This window comes from Paragemmobacter straminiformis (assembly GCF_014243445.1).
GTDB lineage: Bacteria > Pseudomonadota > Alphaproteobacteria > Rhodobacterales > Rhodobacteraceae > Paragemmobacter > Paragemmobacter straminiformis.
Genome location: NZ_JACLQD010000008.1, coordinates 19,996 through 36,570 on the forward strand (window position 1 = coordinate 19,996; position 16,575 = coordinate 36,570).

General features: G+C 65.3%; 13 protein-coding genes. 3 read left to right on the forward strand and 10 right to left on the reverse strand.

The window, feature by feature from the left end:
• Window position 1: 1 nt before the first annotated feature.
• From H7F16_RS18845 to H7F16_RS18890, 10 genes are all read right to left on the reverse strand, one after another.
• Window positions 2-721, reverse strand: a complete 720-nt coding sequence (locus tag H7F16_RS18845; RefSeq protein ID WP_185799198.1) for an SDR family oxidoreductase — start codon at window positions 719-721, stop codon at window positions 2-4.
• The gene (locus H7F16_RS18850; RefSeq protein ID WP_185799199.1) at window positions 718-1,662 is read right to left on the reverse strand and encodes a LysR substrate-binding domain-containing protein; all 945 of its coding nucleotides are present in this window, start codon (window positions 1,660-1,662) and stop codon (window positions 718-720) included. The genes H7F16_RS18845 and H7F16_RS18850 overlap by 4 nt, the downstream gene beginning before the upstream one ends.
• Window positions 1,663-1,696: 34 nt before the next feature.
• Window positions 1,697-2,905 (reverse strand): NAD(P)/FAD-dependent oxidoreductase, encoded by a 1,209-nt coding sequence (locus tag H7F16_RS18855; protein ID WP_185799200.1) that lies wholly within the window; start codon window positions 2,903-2,905, stop codon window positions 1,697-1,699.
• A complete protein-coding gene (locus tag H7F16_RS18860) occupies window positions 2,902-3,723 on the reverse strand; it encodes an NAD-dependent epimerase/dehydratase family protein (RefSeq protein WP_185799201.1) in 822 nt (273 codons plus the stop codon). Before H7F16_RS18860 ends, H7F16_RS18855 begins: the two co-directional genes overlap by 4 nt.
• Entirely contained in the window at window positions 3,720-4,940 is a 1,221-nt protein-coding gene (locus tag H7F16_RS18865; RefSeq protein WP_185799202.1) for a pyridoxal phosphate-dependent aminotransferase, read from the reverse strand. The genes H7F16_RS18860 and H7F16_RS18865 overlap by 4 nt, the downstream gene beginning before the upstream one ends.
• Entirely contained in the window at window positions 4,937-6,559 is a 1,623-nt protein-coding gene (locus H7F16_RS18870) for a hydantoinase B/oxoprolinase family protein (RefSeq protein ID WP_185799203.1), read from the reverse strand. The genes H7F16_RS18865 and H7F16_RS18870 overlap by 4 nt, the downstream gene beginning before the upstream one ends.
• Complete coding sequence (locus H7F16_RS18875) at window positions 6,556-8,637, reverse strand: hydantoinase/oxoprolinase family protein (protein ID WP_185799204.1); 2,082 nt, start codon at window positions 8,635-8,637, stop codon at window positions 6,556-6,558. Before H7F16_RS18875 ends, H7F16_RS18870 begins: the two co-directional genes overlap by 4 nt.
• Window positions 8,634-10,298, reverse strand: coding sequence for a thiamine pyrophosphate-dependent enzyme (locus tag H7F16_RS18880; RefSeq protein WP_185799205.1), 1,665 nt, complete (start codon window positions 10,296-10,298; stop codon window positions 8,634-8,636). Before H7F16_RS18880 ends, H7F16_RS18875 begins: the two co-directional genes overlap by 4 nt.
• Window positions 10,299-10,542: 244 nt before the next feature.
• Window positions 10,543-11,490, reverse strand: coding sequence for a sugar-binding transcriptional regulator (locus H7F16_RS18885; protein ID WP_185799230.1), 948 nt, complete (start codon window positions 11,488-11,490; stop codon window positions 10,543-10,545).
• Window positions 11,491-11,599: 109 nt separating this feature from the next.
• Window positions 11,600-12,547, reverse strand: coding sequence for a carbohydrate kinase family protein (locus H7F16_RS18890; protein WP_185799206.1), 948 nt, complete (start codon window positions 12,545-12,547; stop codon window positions 11,600-11,602).
• A 246-nt stretch (window positions 12,548-12,793) separates the two neighbouring features.
• Between H7F16_RS18890 and H7F16_RS18895 the strand changes: the two genes are divergently transcribed.
• Genes H7F16_RS18895 through H7F16_RS18905 form a run of 3 tightly spaced genes read left to right on the forward strand, consistent with a single transcriptional unit; the run spans window position 12,794 to window position 16,381 of the window.
• Window positions 12,794-13,831, forward strand: a complete 1,038-nt coding sequence (locus tag H7F16_RS18895) for a zinc-dependent dehydrogenase (RefSeq protein ID WP_185799207.1) — start codon at window positions 12,794-12,796, stop codon at window positions 13,829-13,831.
• Window positions 13,824-15,413 (forward strand): glycerol-3-phosphate dehydrogenase/oxidase, encoded by a 1,590-nt coding sequence (locus H7F16_RS18900; protein ID WP_185799208.1) that lies wholly within the window; start codon window positions 13,824-13,826, stop codon window positions 15,411-15,413. The genes H7F16_RS18895 and H7F16_RS18900 overlap by 8 nt, the downstream gene beginning before the upstream one ends.
• Window positions 15,410-16,381 (forward strand): sugar-binding transcriptional regulator, encoded by a 972-nt coding sequence (locus H7F16_RS18905; RefSeq protein WP_185799209.1) that lies wholly within the window; start codon window positions 15,410-15,412, stop codon window positions 16,379-16,381. Before H7F16_RS18900 ends, H7F16_RS18905 begins: the two co-directional genes overlap by 4 nt.
• Window positions 16,382-16,575 lie beyond the last annotated feature (194 nt).

Consider the following 16,575-nt stretch of genomic DNA (forward strand, 5'->3'; position numbering starts at 1 on the left):
CTCAATCGTCCTTTTTCTGTGCGCCCGTCACGGTCGCCTGATGGGTGGGAAGAATGTCGAACCGCGCCACATCGACAGATTTCGGCAGGCGCAGGGCGGCAAGAACCATCGCAGCCACATCCTCGGGCTGCACTGCGGACTGTCCGGCATACATCGCCTCACGCGCTTCGGGGGACAGCAGGTCTTTGTAAAGACCCGTCTCGACACGCCCGGCCACGATCTCGGTGACGCGCAGACCATGCGGCGCAAGATCGAGCCGCAGGGCCTGCGCGAAACCTCCGATGGCGGCTTTGGTCGCACAATAGACTGCCAGCTTGGCAAAGGGCGCATGGCCTGCGGTCGATCCGGTAAAGAACAGATGACCACCTCCCCGCGCCTTCATTCCGGGAACGATGGCCCGTGTCACCCGCAACGCCGAAGTGAGGTTGACCGAAACGGCGCGGTCGATATCGGCTTCGTCGAGTTCGTCGAAGGGCAGCAAGGGCGGCATCATTCCGGCATTGTTCACAAGGACATCGGGCGCCAGCCCGGCCAAGGAATTGCGCACCGCTTCGGCATCGGACAGGTCAAGACGCAGCGGATGCAGGCCCAGACGGCCAAGGTCGTCCAGAGCCACCGGATCGCGCCCGATGGCGGTCACCGCATAGCCTGCGCCGTGCAGGGCAAGGGCGATGGCGCGGCCGATCCCGCTTGTCGCTCCGGTCACCAATGCTTGCATCATTCCCCCCGTTCCCCGTCATCCGCCGCTGCGCGCGGCCCCTCGCCCCATTCCCCGACGATCCAGCGGCAGAATTCGGCCACCGTCTTGATCCGTCGGTGCGATCGCGGAAGCACCAGATAGAAACCGGGCACCAGCGCCTCGGGCATCTGCTGCATCACCTTGACCCCGAAAGGCGCGACCAGCTTGCCAAGCTTCAGGTCCTCGGTCGCATCGACCGTCGAAATCAGGCCGACGCCCAAGCCTGCAAGGGTCGCGCTGCGCATCGTGGCAGCATCCTGAAAACGGATGTCCTTTTGCCCCAGACGGCCAGCGATGCCGAGATGCCCAAGCACATTGATCCAGAGTTCCGGCGACAGCACCGGATGCAAAAGCGGCAGGTTGCGCAGATCCTCGGGGCCTGCGATCTGCCGCGCCAGTTCGGGCGTGCAGCAGACGATCTTGTAGTCGCGCAAAAGCAGCGTGCTTTCGTAGGGCTTCCACGTGCCGTAACCCCATTGGATCGCCACATCCACCTCGTCCGCGACGAAATCGGGCAGGTCGACCATCGTGGTCAGGCGCAGGTCGGCATCGGGGGCCAGGTTGCGGAAGCCCGCGATCCGGTCAAGCAGGTAGCGGGTCGCGAAATAGGGGCTGGCGTTGACGTTGATGCGGTTGCGCGTCGTGGCCTTTGCGACCCGCCGCACCCCTTCGGCAAGTTCGTCAAAGGCGGCCTGCACATAGTGGGCCAGAAGAATCGCCTGCTCGTTCGGTTCGATGGCGCGGCCCTTGCGCTCGAACAACTCGACGCCCAGCGTCTCTTCGAGCAGTTTGATCTGCTGGCTTACGGCCTGCGGCGACACGCTGAGTTCATCGGCGGCACTGCGAAACGACCGGTGCCGCACCACCGTGTGGAAGACGCGCATCGCGTTCAGGGGCGGCAGCCGCACAGAAGAGTTACCCATCGATCCGCCTTTTCCCTTGCTTCCGGACTGCCGGTCAGATCACCGCCTTTTCGAGGAAAGGCCGCCCTTCGACGATACGTTCGTAACCGACCTCGGAAAGGTCAAGCGCGCGGAAGCCACCGTAGAGGATCAACTCGGCCACCCCGCGCCCCGTGGCGGGCCCCTGTTGCAGACCGTGGCCCGAAAAACCGTTGGCAAAGATGAAGTTCCGCACCTCGGGGTGCGGGCCGACGATCAGGTTATGGTCAAGCGTGTTGAAATCGTAATGTCCCGCCCATTGGTTGACCACCTTGATCGCCTCGAAAGCGGGCGAGCGCCCGGCAAGGGCGGGCCAGATGCAGTTTTCGAATTCTTCCCAACGCGGCTCGAAATCGTCCCAGTCTACGGCGGGGTCGTCAGCCGGTGCGCAGCCGGACAGGAAGTAGCGCCCTTCGGGGCGGCAAAAGACGCCAGTCGGGTCGATCATCAGCGGCAGACGCCCGTTGTTCACTGTGGCCGATCCTTCGGGCGTATGCGCGCAATCAAAGACGAAAAGCGTGCGTTTGCGGGGTTCGACCGGAACGTCCAGCCCGGCCATGCGCGCTGTCAGCGCCGCCCGCGGACCCGAGGCGTTGACGATTGTGCCGGCAGCGATCTTTGCGCCCGATTTCAACGTGATACCTGTCACGCGGTCGCCGCTGCGGGTGATGCCCACCACTTCGTCGGTGATATAGTCGGCCCCCAATTCGCGGGCCTTGGCCTTGAAGCCGTTCATCAGGCCGGTATTGGAAAACCACCCCTCGCCCGACTGGCCATAGCTGGCAAGGCGGATATCGGCGACGTCGAGGTGGGGAAAAGCCCGGGCCAGTTCATCGGGGCCCCACAACACCACATCGGCCCCGCAGGCCTTCTGGACGGCATGGTTTTCGCGCAGGGTGCGTTCCTGCGCCGCGGTATTGGCAAGAAACAGGTAGCCACCCTGATGGAAGTTCAGGTCCGGCCCCGGTTCGCCTGCCACCTGCATCGTCGTGGCGAAATCGCGGATAAAGGCTGATCCGAACTGGCTGATCCTGACGTTGATCGGGTTGGAAAACTGCGTGCGGATGGACGAGGACGAGAGCGAGGTCGAAGCCTTGGCATAGGTCGGGTCGCGTTCCACGACCAGAACCGAGCCGTCGAAATCGGGGTTCGCGGTCAGGAAATAGGCGACAGCCGATCCGATCACCGCCCCGCCGACGATCACCACATCAAAGCTGTCTTTCATTTCGCGGCCCCGTCATCGGGGTGACCCAGATCGACGAACCAACCGCCAAGGCATTGAACCGAAGGGGCTTTCGGGTCGGGCACGGGCACTTTTGCCTCGACGCCGGCGCGGAATCCTTCGGTGTTGTCTTGCGGGTGATAGCCAAGGTGGCCTGCCAGACGGTTGTCTACCGGCTTTACCGCATTGTCGGAAATGCCGAAGGACAGGGTAAAGCCGACGCGCGGTGCGGTCAGGGCCGCAGTCACAAGGCGGACGCAGTCGGCAAAAGAGAGCCATGACCACAGCATCCTTCGGTCGGCCGGTTCGGGAAACGAGGAAAAGATGCGCAGGGCGGCCGTCTCGATGCCGAACTTGTCCCAGTAAAGGCGGCCCAGATCTTCGACGAAACATTTGGACAGGCCGTAGAGCCCGTCGGGGCGATGCGGGGCGTTGGTGTCGATCTGGTCTTCGAGGCGGTGGTAACCGATCGCATGCACAGATGATGCATACACGATGCGAGGCACCCCGTTCTTGCGCGCGCCTTCATAGACGTTGTAGCTGCCGCGGATATTGGCGTTCAGGATGTCTTCCCATCCGGCTTCCAGCGCAATTCCCCCGAAGTGGATGATCGCATCCACCCCGTCGGTCGCCCGCAGCATGGCCGCCTCGTCCGACAGGTCACAGATGATCGCGTCTTCGTTGGGTTGCAGGTCCGCAATCTCGGCCACATCGGTCAGACGCAGGCGGCGGGCAAGAGGGGCCAGACCCCGGCGCAATTCGGTGCCAAGCCGGCCCGCGGCACCGGTGATCAAGAGCGTGTCGAAACGGGGAGAGGTCATGCCGCGTCCTTTGCCGGTTGCAACGCCGCGACAGCGCGGGCGATGCGTGTAAGTGCTTCTGTCAGAACCGCGTCCGAGGTCGCGGTCGAAATGCGGAAGAACGGCGAAAGCCCGTAGGCCGCGCCGGGCACAGAGCCGACGTGGGCCTCGTGCAGCAGATAGGCGACCACGGCGGTATCATCCTGAAGCGTCTCGCCCTTGGGCGTGCGCTTGCCGATCAATCCGGCGCAGCCGATGTAGGCGTAGAATGCACCCTGCGGCGGGTCGAGCGTCAGGCCCGCAATCGCCTTGACGCCATTGACCACCAGATCGCGGCGGCGCTGGAACGCGGTGCGGAATGTGGCGATGCAGTCTTGCGGGCCGGTCAGCGCGGCCAAGGCCGCCGCCTGCATCGGCGCCGCAACCGAGGTGACCGATTGGCTTTGCACCGTGTTCATGGCTTTCAGCAGCGGGGCCGGACCCGCCGCATAGCCGACGCGCCACCCTGTCATGGCATAGGCCTTTGCCACCCCGTTCACGATAAGGCTGCGGTCGCGCAATGCGGGGCAGGCTTTGGCAAAACTGGTAAAGGGCCTACCGTCGAAGATGATGTGTTCGTAGATTTCGTCCGAAAGAACCAGAACCTGCGGATGCCGCGCCAGAACCGCGCCCAGCGCCTGCAAGTCCGCTTCGGTATAGACAGCGCCCGAAGGATTTCCGGGCATGTTCAGGAACAGCCATTTCGTGCGCGGTGTGATCGCGGCGTCCAGCATGGCGGGCGTCAGCCGGAAACCGGTTTCGGCGCCGCAGACCGGCATGACCGGCACGCCGCCGAGGAGTTTGACCATTTCGGGGTAGCTGACGAAATAGGGCGCGGGCAAGATCGCCTCGTCGCCTTCGTTCAAGGTGGCCATCAGGGCGTTGAAGATGATCTGCTTGGCGCCATTGGCGACGACGATGTCGTCGGGGCCATAGTCCAGCCCGTTCTCGCGCCGGAATTTATCGGCAATCGCCGCCCTGAGCGCCGGGGTTCCGGCGGCGGCGGTATAGAGGGTCTCGCCCTTGGCGGCCGCTGCGTGGGCGGCGTCGATTATATGCGCGGGTGTCGGAAAATCGGGCTCGCCCAGCCCGAGGTCGATCACGTCGACCCCGGTTGCCCGCAACGCCTTGGCCGCCATGCTGGCCGCCATCGAGGCCGAGGGTTTCACCGCCGCAAGGCGGGATGCCACATAGGTCATTTCCGCCCCTCCGTCACATAGCCCTTGGACAGATCGTCCTGACGCGCCGCGTCGCTGCGGCGCGCAGGATCGCCATAGCCGCCGCCGCCGGGCAGATGCAGGACAAGCCTGCGCCCTTGGGGAACATGCTGCCAGCCCTTGGGCTTCAGCTTGGTGCCATCGTCCAAGGCAACGCTGCCCGAGGCACCCGCCCCTCCGCCATCGCGGCCCTTGGCGGGATGGTTCACCCGGTCGAACATGGCCGAGAAGTCGAATTCATGGCCGGGCATCGGCTCGATCTCGATCACTTGCCCGAGACCGCCGCGAAATTCGCCATCGCCGCCGCTGTCGGGGCGCAGTTCCTTGCGCCAGACGATGATCGGCCCTGTCTGTTCGGTCGCCTCGATCGGCATGGTCATGACGCCCGAGGGGAAGGCCGTGGCCGAGAGCCCGTCAAGTTCGGGCCGTGCGCCCATGCCGCCCGAGTTGAACATCAGGATTTCCGCCCTCCGCCCCGCCTGCCCCGCCACGGGGCGCACCGACATGTGGATGTTCCACAGGGCGGCTGCCCCTTCGGCCAGCACCTTGCCGGGCAGCGCCTTGGCCAGCGCGCCAAGGACGAGGTCGGGCACCAGATGGCCGATCACGTGCCGCACCGAAACCGGCGCGGGGCGCGGGGCGTTCAGGATGTTTTCGGGCGACGAGATAGTAAACGCCTCGAGCGAGGCCCAGTTGTTCGGAATGTCGGGGGCGACCACGCATTTCAGCGCATATGAGGCATAGGCCTTGGTATAGATGATCGGCACGTTGATGCCCCAGCGGCTGACAGGGGCTGAACCGCCGAAATCGACGTTGACGCGCAGCCCGTCGATTTCGACACGCGCGGCAAGGCGCACGGGTTCGTCGTAGCCGTCGGTGTCGAGCGCATTGTCCCATGCGCCTTGCGGCAGGGCACGAATCCTTTCCTGCATCGCGGCTTCGGTGCGCGAGAAGATGAAGGCGCCCAGATCATCAAGGCTGGTCAGGCCGATTTCGTCCATCATGTCGATCAGCCGGCGGTGACCCACTTCGTTGCAGGCCGCGAGCGAGTAGAAATCGCCGACCACCTGATTGGGTTCGCGCACGTTGGACCGCAGCAGGGTGACGAGCGTGCCGTTCACCTCGCCGCGTTCGGCGAACTTCATGATCGGGATCTGGATACCCTCTTCATAGACCGACTTGCCGTCGGCCCCGAATCCGCGCCCGCCAACATCGACGACATGGGCGGTGCAGGCGAAAAAGCCCACCAGCCTGTCGCCCTTGAACGAGGGCGAGACCATCGTGATGTCGTGCAGGTGGCCGGTGCCTTTCCACGGGTCGTTGGTGACGTAGGTATCGCCGGGGAACATGTTGTCGCGGCCGATTTCGGTGATGAAATGCAACACGGCCTCGGCCATCGTGTTCACATGGCCCGGCGTGCCGGTGACCGCCTGCGCGAGCATCCGGCCCATCGGGTCGAACACGCCCGCCGACAGATCGCCCGCCTCGCGGACCGAGGTGGAAAAGGCGGTGCGCAGCAGGGTCATCGCCTGTTCTTCCACGACCGAGATCAGCCGGTTCCACATGACCTGCATGCGGATTTCCATTGTCGCGTCGGTCATGCCGAACCCTCCTTGCGGACCAGAAGCAGCGATCCGTCATCCTGCATCACCGCGTCGAAGGGCGATGTGACGACCGTCGCGGTTTCCCGCTCGACGATGACGGCGGGGCCGATGACGCGCGCGCCTGCGGGAAGTGTGGCGCGGTCCACGATGCCCGTCTCGCGGCTTGTGCCGCTGGCGGGGTCGAACACGGCGCGGGTGGCCGGCGGTGCGACAGTCCGGCCGACGCGCGTCAGGCTGTGGCGGTCGGGAGGCTGGCGCTGGTCTTGGGCCTTGACCGAGAAGGTCACCACTTCGATTTCGAGGCCGTCGAGACCGTCGATGGCACGGCCGAAGAAGCGCGCGTAATTCTGGCGGAAGGCTTCGCGCAGCAGGGCGGCATCGGCGGCCACGAAGGCGCGGTCGGGGAGGGTTACGGGAATTTCCCACCCCTGCCCGACATAGCGCATGAAGGCGGTGATCTCGCGTTCGATGCTGCCGCCCGATCCGGCGCGGACGAAGCCTTCGGCGGTGGCTTTCAACCCGTCGAGAAGGTGGTTGACCGATGCCGCGTCAAAGGCGGACAGCCGCATGATCTTTGACGCGAGCGCCTCGTATCCGAAGGGAGCCTTGAGAAAGCCGATGGCCGAGCCGACGCCCGCCCCTTGCGGGATCAGGCAGGTGTCGATGCCGAGCTTTTCGCACAGGCGGGCGGCGTGAAGCGGGGCGGCGCCGCCAAAGGCGATCATCATGTTGTCGGAAATGTTCTTGCCGTTTTCGACCGCATGGACACGCGCGGCATTGGCCATGTTCTCGTCGACCACTTCGCAGATGCCGAAGGCGGCGGCCGTGGCGTCAAGGTTCAGCCGGTTGCCGACATCTTTCAGGATGGCGGCGGCGGCGGCTGATGTCGAAAGCGGGATGGCCCCGCCTGCGAAGTTGTCGGGGTCGATCTTGCCAAGGACAAGATCGGCATCGGTGATCGCGGGGCGTTCTCCGCCGCGCTGGTAGCAGGCGGGGCCGGGTTCGGACCCGGCGCTTTCCGGCCCCGTCTGGATGCGACCCAAGGAATCGACCCAAGCGATGGAGCCGCCGCCTGCGCCGATCTCGATCATCTCGATCACGGGGATGGAGATGGGCATGCCCGACCCCTTGCAGAAACGGTAGGTGCGGGCGACCTCGAAGGTGCGGGCGGTCTTGGGCTGGAAATCCTCGATCAGGCAGATCTTCGCGGTGGTGCCGCCCATGTCGTAGCTGACGACCTTGTCCAGTCCGAACCGTTGGGCCACATCGGCGGCAAAGATCGCCCCGCCTGCGGGGCCGGATTCGACCAGACGCACCGGAAAGGCCGAGGCCGTCTCGACCGATATGAGACCGCCGCCCGAATGGATCATGAACACGGGGCAGGTTGCGCCCGTTTCGGCAAGGCGCGTTTGCAGGCGGCCCAGATAGTCGGCCATCTGCGGGCGGACATAGGCATTTGCGCAGACCGTATTGAAACGCTCGAATTCGCGCATCTGCGGCGAGACTTCGGACGAGATCGAGATGGGAACGCCCACCTTGGCGGCGATGATCGCGCGGGCGCGTTCTTCGTGGGCGGGGTTCATGTAGGAATGGATGAAGCCGATGGCGACCGCGCCGTAGCCTGTCGCGGCGATGCGGTCGGCGACTGCTTCCAGCGCCGCTTCGTCGAGAGGTGCCAGTTCCTGCCCCTGCGCGCCGATCCGCCCCGCAACGGCGAAACGGTCTTCGCGCGGGATCAGCGGCTTGGGCAGGCGCAGGTTCAGGTCATATTGCTCGAAACGGTTCTCGGTGCGCATTTCCAGCACGTCGCGGAAGCCTTCGGTCGTGACGAAAGCCGTCCGCGCCCCGCGCCGTTCGATCAGCGCGTTGGTCGCCAGGGTGGTGCCGTGAATCACGATTTCCAGATCGGCAGGCGTAATCTCGGCCTCGGCCAGCACGATTGCGATACCGTCGAGAATTGCCTGTTCCGGTGCGGCATAGGTGGTCAGCACCTTGGTCGAAAACATCCGCCCGTGGCAATCGAGCGCGATGTCCGTAAACGTGCCGCCGATATCGGCACCAAGGCGGATGGTCATGTCTTGTCCTTTGCGGCAAGGGCCGCTTCGCGCATCTGGGTGAGCGTCTGGCGCGGTGTCAGCGCCTCGGCGGAAATGTTCAGGTCAAGCACCGCACCCGTGCGCGACGCGCGGGCGCGGGCGAAGGCTGCGGGGAAATCCTCGGTCCGGTCGACGCGTTCGGCGTGGAAGCCATAGGACCGGGCAAGGGCGGAAAAATCGGGGTTTTCCAGCGTGGTGCCCGAAACGCGGGCGGGATAGTTGCGTTCCTGATGCGCGCGGATGGTGCCATAGGTGCCGTTGTTCAGGATCAGGATGATCGGCTGCGCCCCGGCCTGCATCGCGGTGCCGAGTTCCTGACAGTTCATCTGGAAATCGCCGTCTCCGGCAAAGCAGACGACAGTGCGGTCGGGAAAGGCGACCTTGGCCGCGATGGCCGCCGGAACCCCGTAGCCCATCGCCCCCGACTGGGGCGCGAGCAGACGCGCCTTGGCACCGAATTTGTAGAACTTGTTCGGCCAGACGGTGAAGTTGCCCGCGCCATTGGTCAGGATCGCATCGGCAGGCAGAACCTCGCGCAGATGCGCTGTGGCGAGACCCATGTCGACCGGCGAGGGTTGCGGCGGCAGGTCGAAACCTGCCTCCCACGCGGCCCGTGCCTTGGCGCGCCAATCGGCCCAATCGCCCTTGACGGGCTGCAAGGCCGCGGCAAAGGCGTTCGGCCCCGCGTGAAGCCCGAGCGCGGGCTGGTAGATCTTGCCGATCTCGCGGTCGGAGGCGTGAACGTGGATCAACCTTTGCTTGGGCAACGGCACGTCGAGCAGGGTGTAGGCATCGGTCGTCATCTCGCCGAACCGCACGTTGACGGCAAGGATCGTGTCGGCATCGCGCATCAGGGCGCGGACGTTGGGCGGCATGCCAACACCCGCCTCGCCCGCGTAAACGGGCGAGAAATTGTCGAACTGGTCCTGATAGCGGAAGGCCGCGACAACCGGAATATCGGAGGCTTCGGCAAAGGCTTGAAGTGCGGTCTGCCCCGCTTCGGTCCAGTTGCAGCCGCCCATCAGCAGAAGGGGGCGCTTGGCCGCCGCCAGCATGGCCATCGCATCGGCAAGGGCCACCGGATCGGGCGCCGCCTCGGCGATGCGGGCGGGGCCTTGCAGGGGGGCGGCATCGGTCAGGCTGGTGAGCATATCCTCGGGCAGGGCGATGACCACCGGACCGGGACGCCCCGTCGTGGCCGTGACCCAGGCGCGCCCGATGATCTCGGGCAGGCGTTCGATACGGTCGATTTCGACCGCCCATTTCGCCATGCTGCCGAATACGGCGCGGTAGTCGATTTCCTGAAACGCCTCGCGTCCTTTCATGTCGGTCCCGACCTGACCGACGAAAACGAGCATGGGCGCGGAATCCTGCATCGCGGTGTGGATGCCGATGGAGGCGTTGGTCACCCCCGGCCCGCGCGTCACCAGACACAGGCCGGGCGCACCTGTCAGCTTGCCCCATGCCGCCGCCATGAAGGCTGCGCCGCCCTCGTTCCGGCACAGCACGAAGTCGAGCTTTCCGCGCGTGTCGTGCAGCGCGTCGAGAACCGCGAGATAGCTTTCACCCGGAACGCCAAAGGCTTTGCGGGCGCCAAGCGCCACGAGGCATTCGACCAGAAGCTGTCCGCCGTTTTTCATCCGACCGTTTCCTTGCGCTGGGACCTGTGGCGATCCTGCCCGCAAGGCATCGGTGTGGAAAGCAAGTTTTCTGCGGGATCGGCAAGTTTTTCTTGTCGATCAGGGGCGGGCCCACCGCTTGCCGAAGGTGATCGGCCCCTGCTTTCGCGGGCGCTGGCAAGTGGTGCATCGGGTCACGGCAGGCCAGCTTTGGCCCGCCATGACATGAAGCAATCGCGCGGCCGGTCGAACGCGCGCCTTGGCCCTAGCGTTCTTCCTTGGCCAGCCGCTCGGCAACCAGTTCGTTCACGATCAGGACCGTGGGGCGCAGCAGCTTCAGCGCCGCGCGGATCACCGTCAGCTTGTGCCAGCCGCCCGAAGCCAGAACGATCTGCCGTGTGCCACGCAGCGAAAGCGGGTTCACGGCCAGAACGCGGTCGTTCACCGGGTGGTCGATCACATTCCCCTCGGCATCGATGAAATGGCACAAGAGGTCGCCCACCGCCCCCGCCGCCTCGAGCGAGGCGATCTCGTCGCGCGTGAGCAGGCCGTATTCGGAAAACACGGAATGCGGGGTCAGGTCGCCCACCGAGACCACCGCCATATCCAGCGTCTTGGCGCGGGCGAAAACCTCGGACAGGCCGGGGTGGCCAAGCAGCGCCTCGCGCGTTGCGGGATCGGGGGCGTAGACGGGGGCTGCCAGCATGTAGCATTCGGCCGACAGACGGTCGGCCACGCGCCAGGCGAATTCCGAAGGGTTCACTTCGCTCACCCGTGTCAGGCCGCCCAGCATGGCCAGCACCTTGACCCCGTCGGCCGCGCGCGGCGTGATGGCCGAAACCCCCGAGGTCAGGGTTTTGCCCCAGCCCAGACCCACGGTCATGTTGCTGGTCACGGCCTGCGACATGTAGGCCCCGACCTCGGCCCCGATGATGCCGCGCAGTTGCGACGGATCTTGCGGTTCGGGCACGACGATGGCGCGCGTCAGGCTCCAGCGGCTTTCCAGCATCCGTTCCAGCTCGACGCAGCGCGACATGCGGGTGGTGACGCGGATCTGAACGGTTCCGTCCTGACGGGCGGCGGCAAGGATGCGCAGCACGCGCGAGCGGTTCATGCCGACAAGGTTCGCCACCTCGTCCTGAGTCATGCCTTCGACGTGGTAAAGCCAGGCGATCCGTGTCTTGATTTCGTCGTTCACGTTCACGTCTGACATTGTCACGTTTGTCCCCCGTCGGCTGTCTGTCTGCCCGAAATGTGCGGACATTTGCGCGACAATGGAGTGTTATGTCCTTGGCATCAAGGCCCGATTGGCCAAGGCGGGCTCAGGCCGCCTTGACGGAACAGGCGCGCATGAAGGCCAGCGTATCCTCGAGCGAGACGACCCCCGCCTGACTGCCAAGCCCCGTTGCGTTCAGCGCCGAGGACGCCTGCGCCAGACGCACCGAATCTTGCGGTGACATGCCGTTCAGCAATCCGGCTGCGAAGCCCGCGTTGAACACATCGCCGCATCCGCAGGTGCATTTCACATCGATGGCAAAGGCCGGGATCCTGAAGCTGAGGCCCGTCTTGTCGCGGTAATAGGCCCCGTCGCCGCCCAGCGTGAACACGCAGGCGCCCGCGCCGCGATCCATGAAGAACCTTGCCATGTCGTCCAGATCGCTCAGGCCCGTCAGCGCCTGCGCCTCTTCGACCGAGGGAATGAAGTAATCGGTATGGGGCAGCACCGCATCGACATCCGGCAGATCGGCGGCAGAGCCTGCGAAGATGTCAACCGTCGTGATGCAGCCGCGCTTCTTGGCGTGCGCCATCAGGGCGGCGTTGCGTGGCCCGTCCATCGCATCCATCAGTCCCACGCCGCCCATATGGAACACGCGGGTATCGGTGATGCGGTCGAAATCGGCTTCGTCCACCACGAAATGCCCGGTGGCCCCTTTGACATGCAGCGCGGGGCGCGATCCGTCCTTGCGCGTCAGCACGATCGAGGAGGAGGTCGGCACCCCTGCCAGACGTTGCAGGCCCGAGGTGTCGATGCCGAAGCTTTCCAGCCGGCTGACCGCCCAGTCGCCCATCATGTCGCGGCCATAGCCGCCGACGGCCAGCGTTTTCAGGCCCAGCTTTGCCGCCACGATGGCCGCCGTTCCGGCCGCCCCCGAAACCGCAAGGGTCAGGTCTTCGATGAAATGCGTGCCGCCCCCGGCGGGAATGTCCGACACGGGCCAGCCCAGACAGTCGAATGTGTAGAACCCGACCGAAACGTAATCGTAGCGCATGGCGTCCTCTCCCTCGTGCTTGGCAGGTAGAAAAACTGAACATTTGCGGTTTTGTCAATATCATTGTGCAAAGAGCGGTGGCCGGAAGCGCGCGACGGGCCTGCGCGGGCAGGGCGCGCGCGCCCCTGCGCGGTAAGCACTTGCGCGGCAACCGGTATCGACGGGCAAAGCAGGTCGGATTCTGAATTTTTATGTTGCTCAAAAGTTTTTCTTGTGTGCAAAATGTTCAAACCTAGGGAGGCCGAGATGAAAGCAGCAATTCTTCACGCACCGAATCAGATGCGCCTTGCCACGGTGGCCGACCCCGTGACCGGACGCGGCGATCTGGTCCTGCGCGTCGCTGCGGCCACCGTCTGCGGCACCGATATCCGCGTGTTCCGCGGCCGCAAGACCGCCGGAATCCGCTATCCTTCGACCATCGGCCACGAATTTTCCGGCGAGATCGTCGCCACGGACGGCCCTTCGCCGTTCAGTGTCGGCCAGCGTGTCGGCGTCTGCCCCGCAATTCCTTGTGGCCATTGCTCGCAATGCCTGCGCGGGCTTGAGAACCTTTGCCCCGACCTGCAAGCCATCGGCTACGAAATCGACGGGGCTTTCGCGGAATACATCCGCATTCCCGCCCGTGCGGTCGAACTCGGCAATGTGCATGTCCTGCCCGACCATGTCGGATACGAGGCGGCGGCGCTGATCGAGCCCCTTGCCTGCGTGCTGAACGGCCAAAACAAGGTGGGGCTGAGCCAGGGCGACACGGTTGCCATCCTTGGCGCCGGGCCCATCGGGACGCTGCATGTGAAGCTGGCCCGCCTGCGCGGCGCGGCGCGCGTGATCGTATCCGAACCCAACGCCGCGCGGCGCGCGGCAGCTTTGCAGGCCGGAGCGGATGTCGTGCTTGACCCGACGACGGGCGACCTGCGCGCCGCCATCAGGAACGAGACGCGCGGGCAGGGCGCAGACGTGGTGATCTGCGCCATCGGCATCCCCGCCCTTGCGTCGCAGGCCGTGGGTCTTGCCGCCAAGGGCGGGCGTGTCAGCCTGTTCGCCGGATTTTCCAAGGGCGAGACGGGAACGCTTGACGTGAACGCGATCCACTATGACGAATTGCAGCTGACGGGTGCTTTCGGCCTGACACGGCACGATTACGAGGTCACGCTGCATATGATCGCCGATGGCCGCATTGACCTGTCGGACATGGTCACCCATCGTTTCGGCCTGACCGATATCGAACAGGCCTTTGCCGTGGCCGAAAGCGGGGCCGCCATGAAAGTTGCCGTCTGCAATGGCTGAGACTGCCGAATACGACGCCATCATCCTTGGCGCGGGCATCAACGGCTGCGGCACGTTTCGCGAGCTGGCCTTGCAGGGGTTGCGGGTGCTGCTGCTCGAGCGGGGCGACATTTGCCAAGGCGCGTCGGCAGCCTCGTCGCGGCTGATGCATGGCGGGCTGAAATACCTCGAGACGGGGGAATTCCGGCTGGTGCGCGAGTCGCTGACCGAACGGAACATGCTGCTTGCGACCGCGCCGCATTATGTTCACCCGCTGGAATGCGTGGTGCCGCTTAGCTCGACATGGGGCGGGATTGCGGGGTCGATCGCGCGGTTCTTCGGGATCAAGGCGCGTATCAACGACCGTGGCTATGTGATCACCGCGCTCGGGCTTCAGCTTTACGACATATACGGACGTGCGCTTCGGTCGATGCCGCGCCACCGGATGCTGCGCGGCAAAGCCCTGCGGCGCATGCTGCCCGACCTTGCCCCCGCGATTACAGGCGCGGGCATCTATTACGAGGGCCAGATTACCCATGCGGAACGGCTTGGCCTTGAACTGGTCATCGACGCCGAAGCCGCGAACCCCGATGCGCGTTGCGAAACCCATGTCGACCTGACCGGAGCAGAGCGGGGCACGCTTTTCTATCGGCGGCAATCGGGCGAGACCGTCGCCGCCCGCGCGCCGGTGATCGTCAATGCGGGGGGGGCGTGGATCGACCGCGTCAACGCGGCGCTCGGCATCGAAAGCCGGCTTATGGGGGGAAGCCGCGGGTCGCATCTGATCGTGGACAACCCCGATCTGCTGCGCGCGCTTGGCGGGCGGATGATCTATTTCGGCACGCCGGACGGGCGGGTGAACCTTGTCTATCCGTTTGACGGCAAGGTGATGGTCGGATCGACCGACATTCCCCAGCCCGACCCCGATACCGCCGCATGCAGCGCGGCCGAGGAAGCCTATCTCTGCGCCGCCGTGGCCAGCGTGTTCCCCGACATTCCAGTGACGCCCGACCAGATCGCCTTTCGCTTCTCGGGCGTCCGCCCCCTGCCGCGCGCCGATGGCGATATCGGGCTGGTGACCCGCGACCATTCCATCGCCACACTGGCCCTACCGCACAGCGGGGCGCCGGTGCATTGCCTGATCGGCGGGAAGTGGACGACGTTCCGCGCATTTTCCGAAATGGCGGCTGACCGCGTGCTGGCCGATCTTGGCAAGCCGCGCCGAATTTCGACGGCGGGAATGCCCATCGGCGGGGGGCGCGGGTTTCCCCGTGATGCGGCGGGTCGCACGCGCCTTGTCCAAAGCATTGCCCGCCTTGGCCGCATCACGACCGACCGCGCCGAAACCCTGCTGTCGCGCTATGGCACGCGGGCAGATGCCTATGTCGCAACGCTTGGCGGCAAGGGCGAGACGATGCTGTCCACCCTGCCCGATTACGCGGCCGAGGAACTGCTGCACATCGCGAGAACGGAAAAGGTCGGCGCGCTGGACGATCTGATCCAGCGCCGGACGCTGATTGCCCTGTCGGGCCGCGACCGTCCCGAAGTGCGGGCAGAGATCGGGTCGCTTGTCGCCCCCGTGCCGCAGCGGGTGCGCGCATGAACCTGACCAATCCGCCCCCCGTTGCCGAAGCCGAAGCCAGCCGCCGCCGCTCGGCCCGGCTGCGCCTGCGGGTGGCGTGGATGTATTACGCCGAAGACATGACGCAGGGCGCGATTGCCGAACAGCTTGGCATCGGGCGCGTCACGGTCACGCGGCTGCTGGCCGATGCCAAGGCGATGCACGAGGTGTCCATCTCGCTTTCGCGCGAGATCGCGGATTTGCCCCGCCTCGAAGTCAGCCTCGAGCGCCGCTTCGGCCTGCGCGAGGCCATCGTGGCCCCCCTGTCCAACCCCAAGGCAGACCCGACCGTCGCCATCGGTGCCGCGACGGGGGCATTCCTTGGCGGCATGATGCAACCCGCAACGCGCATCGGCGTCGGCTGGGGCCGTACGCTGCACAGCTCGCTCGACTTTCTCGAAGGCGGGCAGGCCGATACCGTCGTGTCGCTGCTGGGCGGGCTTTCGGCGGTTGAACATTACAACCCCGCCGAGTTCGCCTGGGCCTTCTCGCGGCTGTTCAAGGCGCGCTGCTATCTGGTCGCGGCGCCGGCCATCGTGGACGATGCAGATACCAAGCGCCGCCTGATCGACCATTGCGGCGTGGGCGAGTCGCTCGCCCGTTCGGAAACGCTCGACGCGGTTCTGCTTTCGGTCGGCGGCATGTCTCCGCTGCGGCCGACGGTGACGACCGAACCCTATCCGCCCTCGGTCCACGACGAATTGCTGCGCGCGGGGGCGGTGGGCAACATGCTTTACAACTTCTTCGACGCGCGGGGCCGCGTGGTGGACCACCCGATCAATGCCCGCGTGATGAGCGCGCCGCTGCCCACGCTTTGCCGCGCGCCTGAACGGATCCTCGCCTCGGGCGGGGCGGACAAGATCGCCGCTCTGCGCGGGGCCATGACCTTGATCAAGCCGACCGTGCTGATCACCGACGAGGTGACGGCGGGGCTTTTGCTCGAAGACTGATGCAACGATCCGGCTGGCGCCCCACACCCGCCCGCGGGCTGCATTCGCCTGCCCGCCGGTCGCCGTGGCCTGCTTCGCATGCCAACATTCGACCTGAACATTTTTAATTTGTAATTGACAAAAGATCATATCCACCGCAAATTACCCTCAACACGCTGGCGCCGCTTGCCCTGAGTCTTTCGGCCCATCGCCCT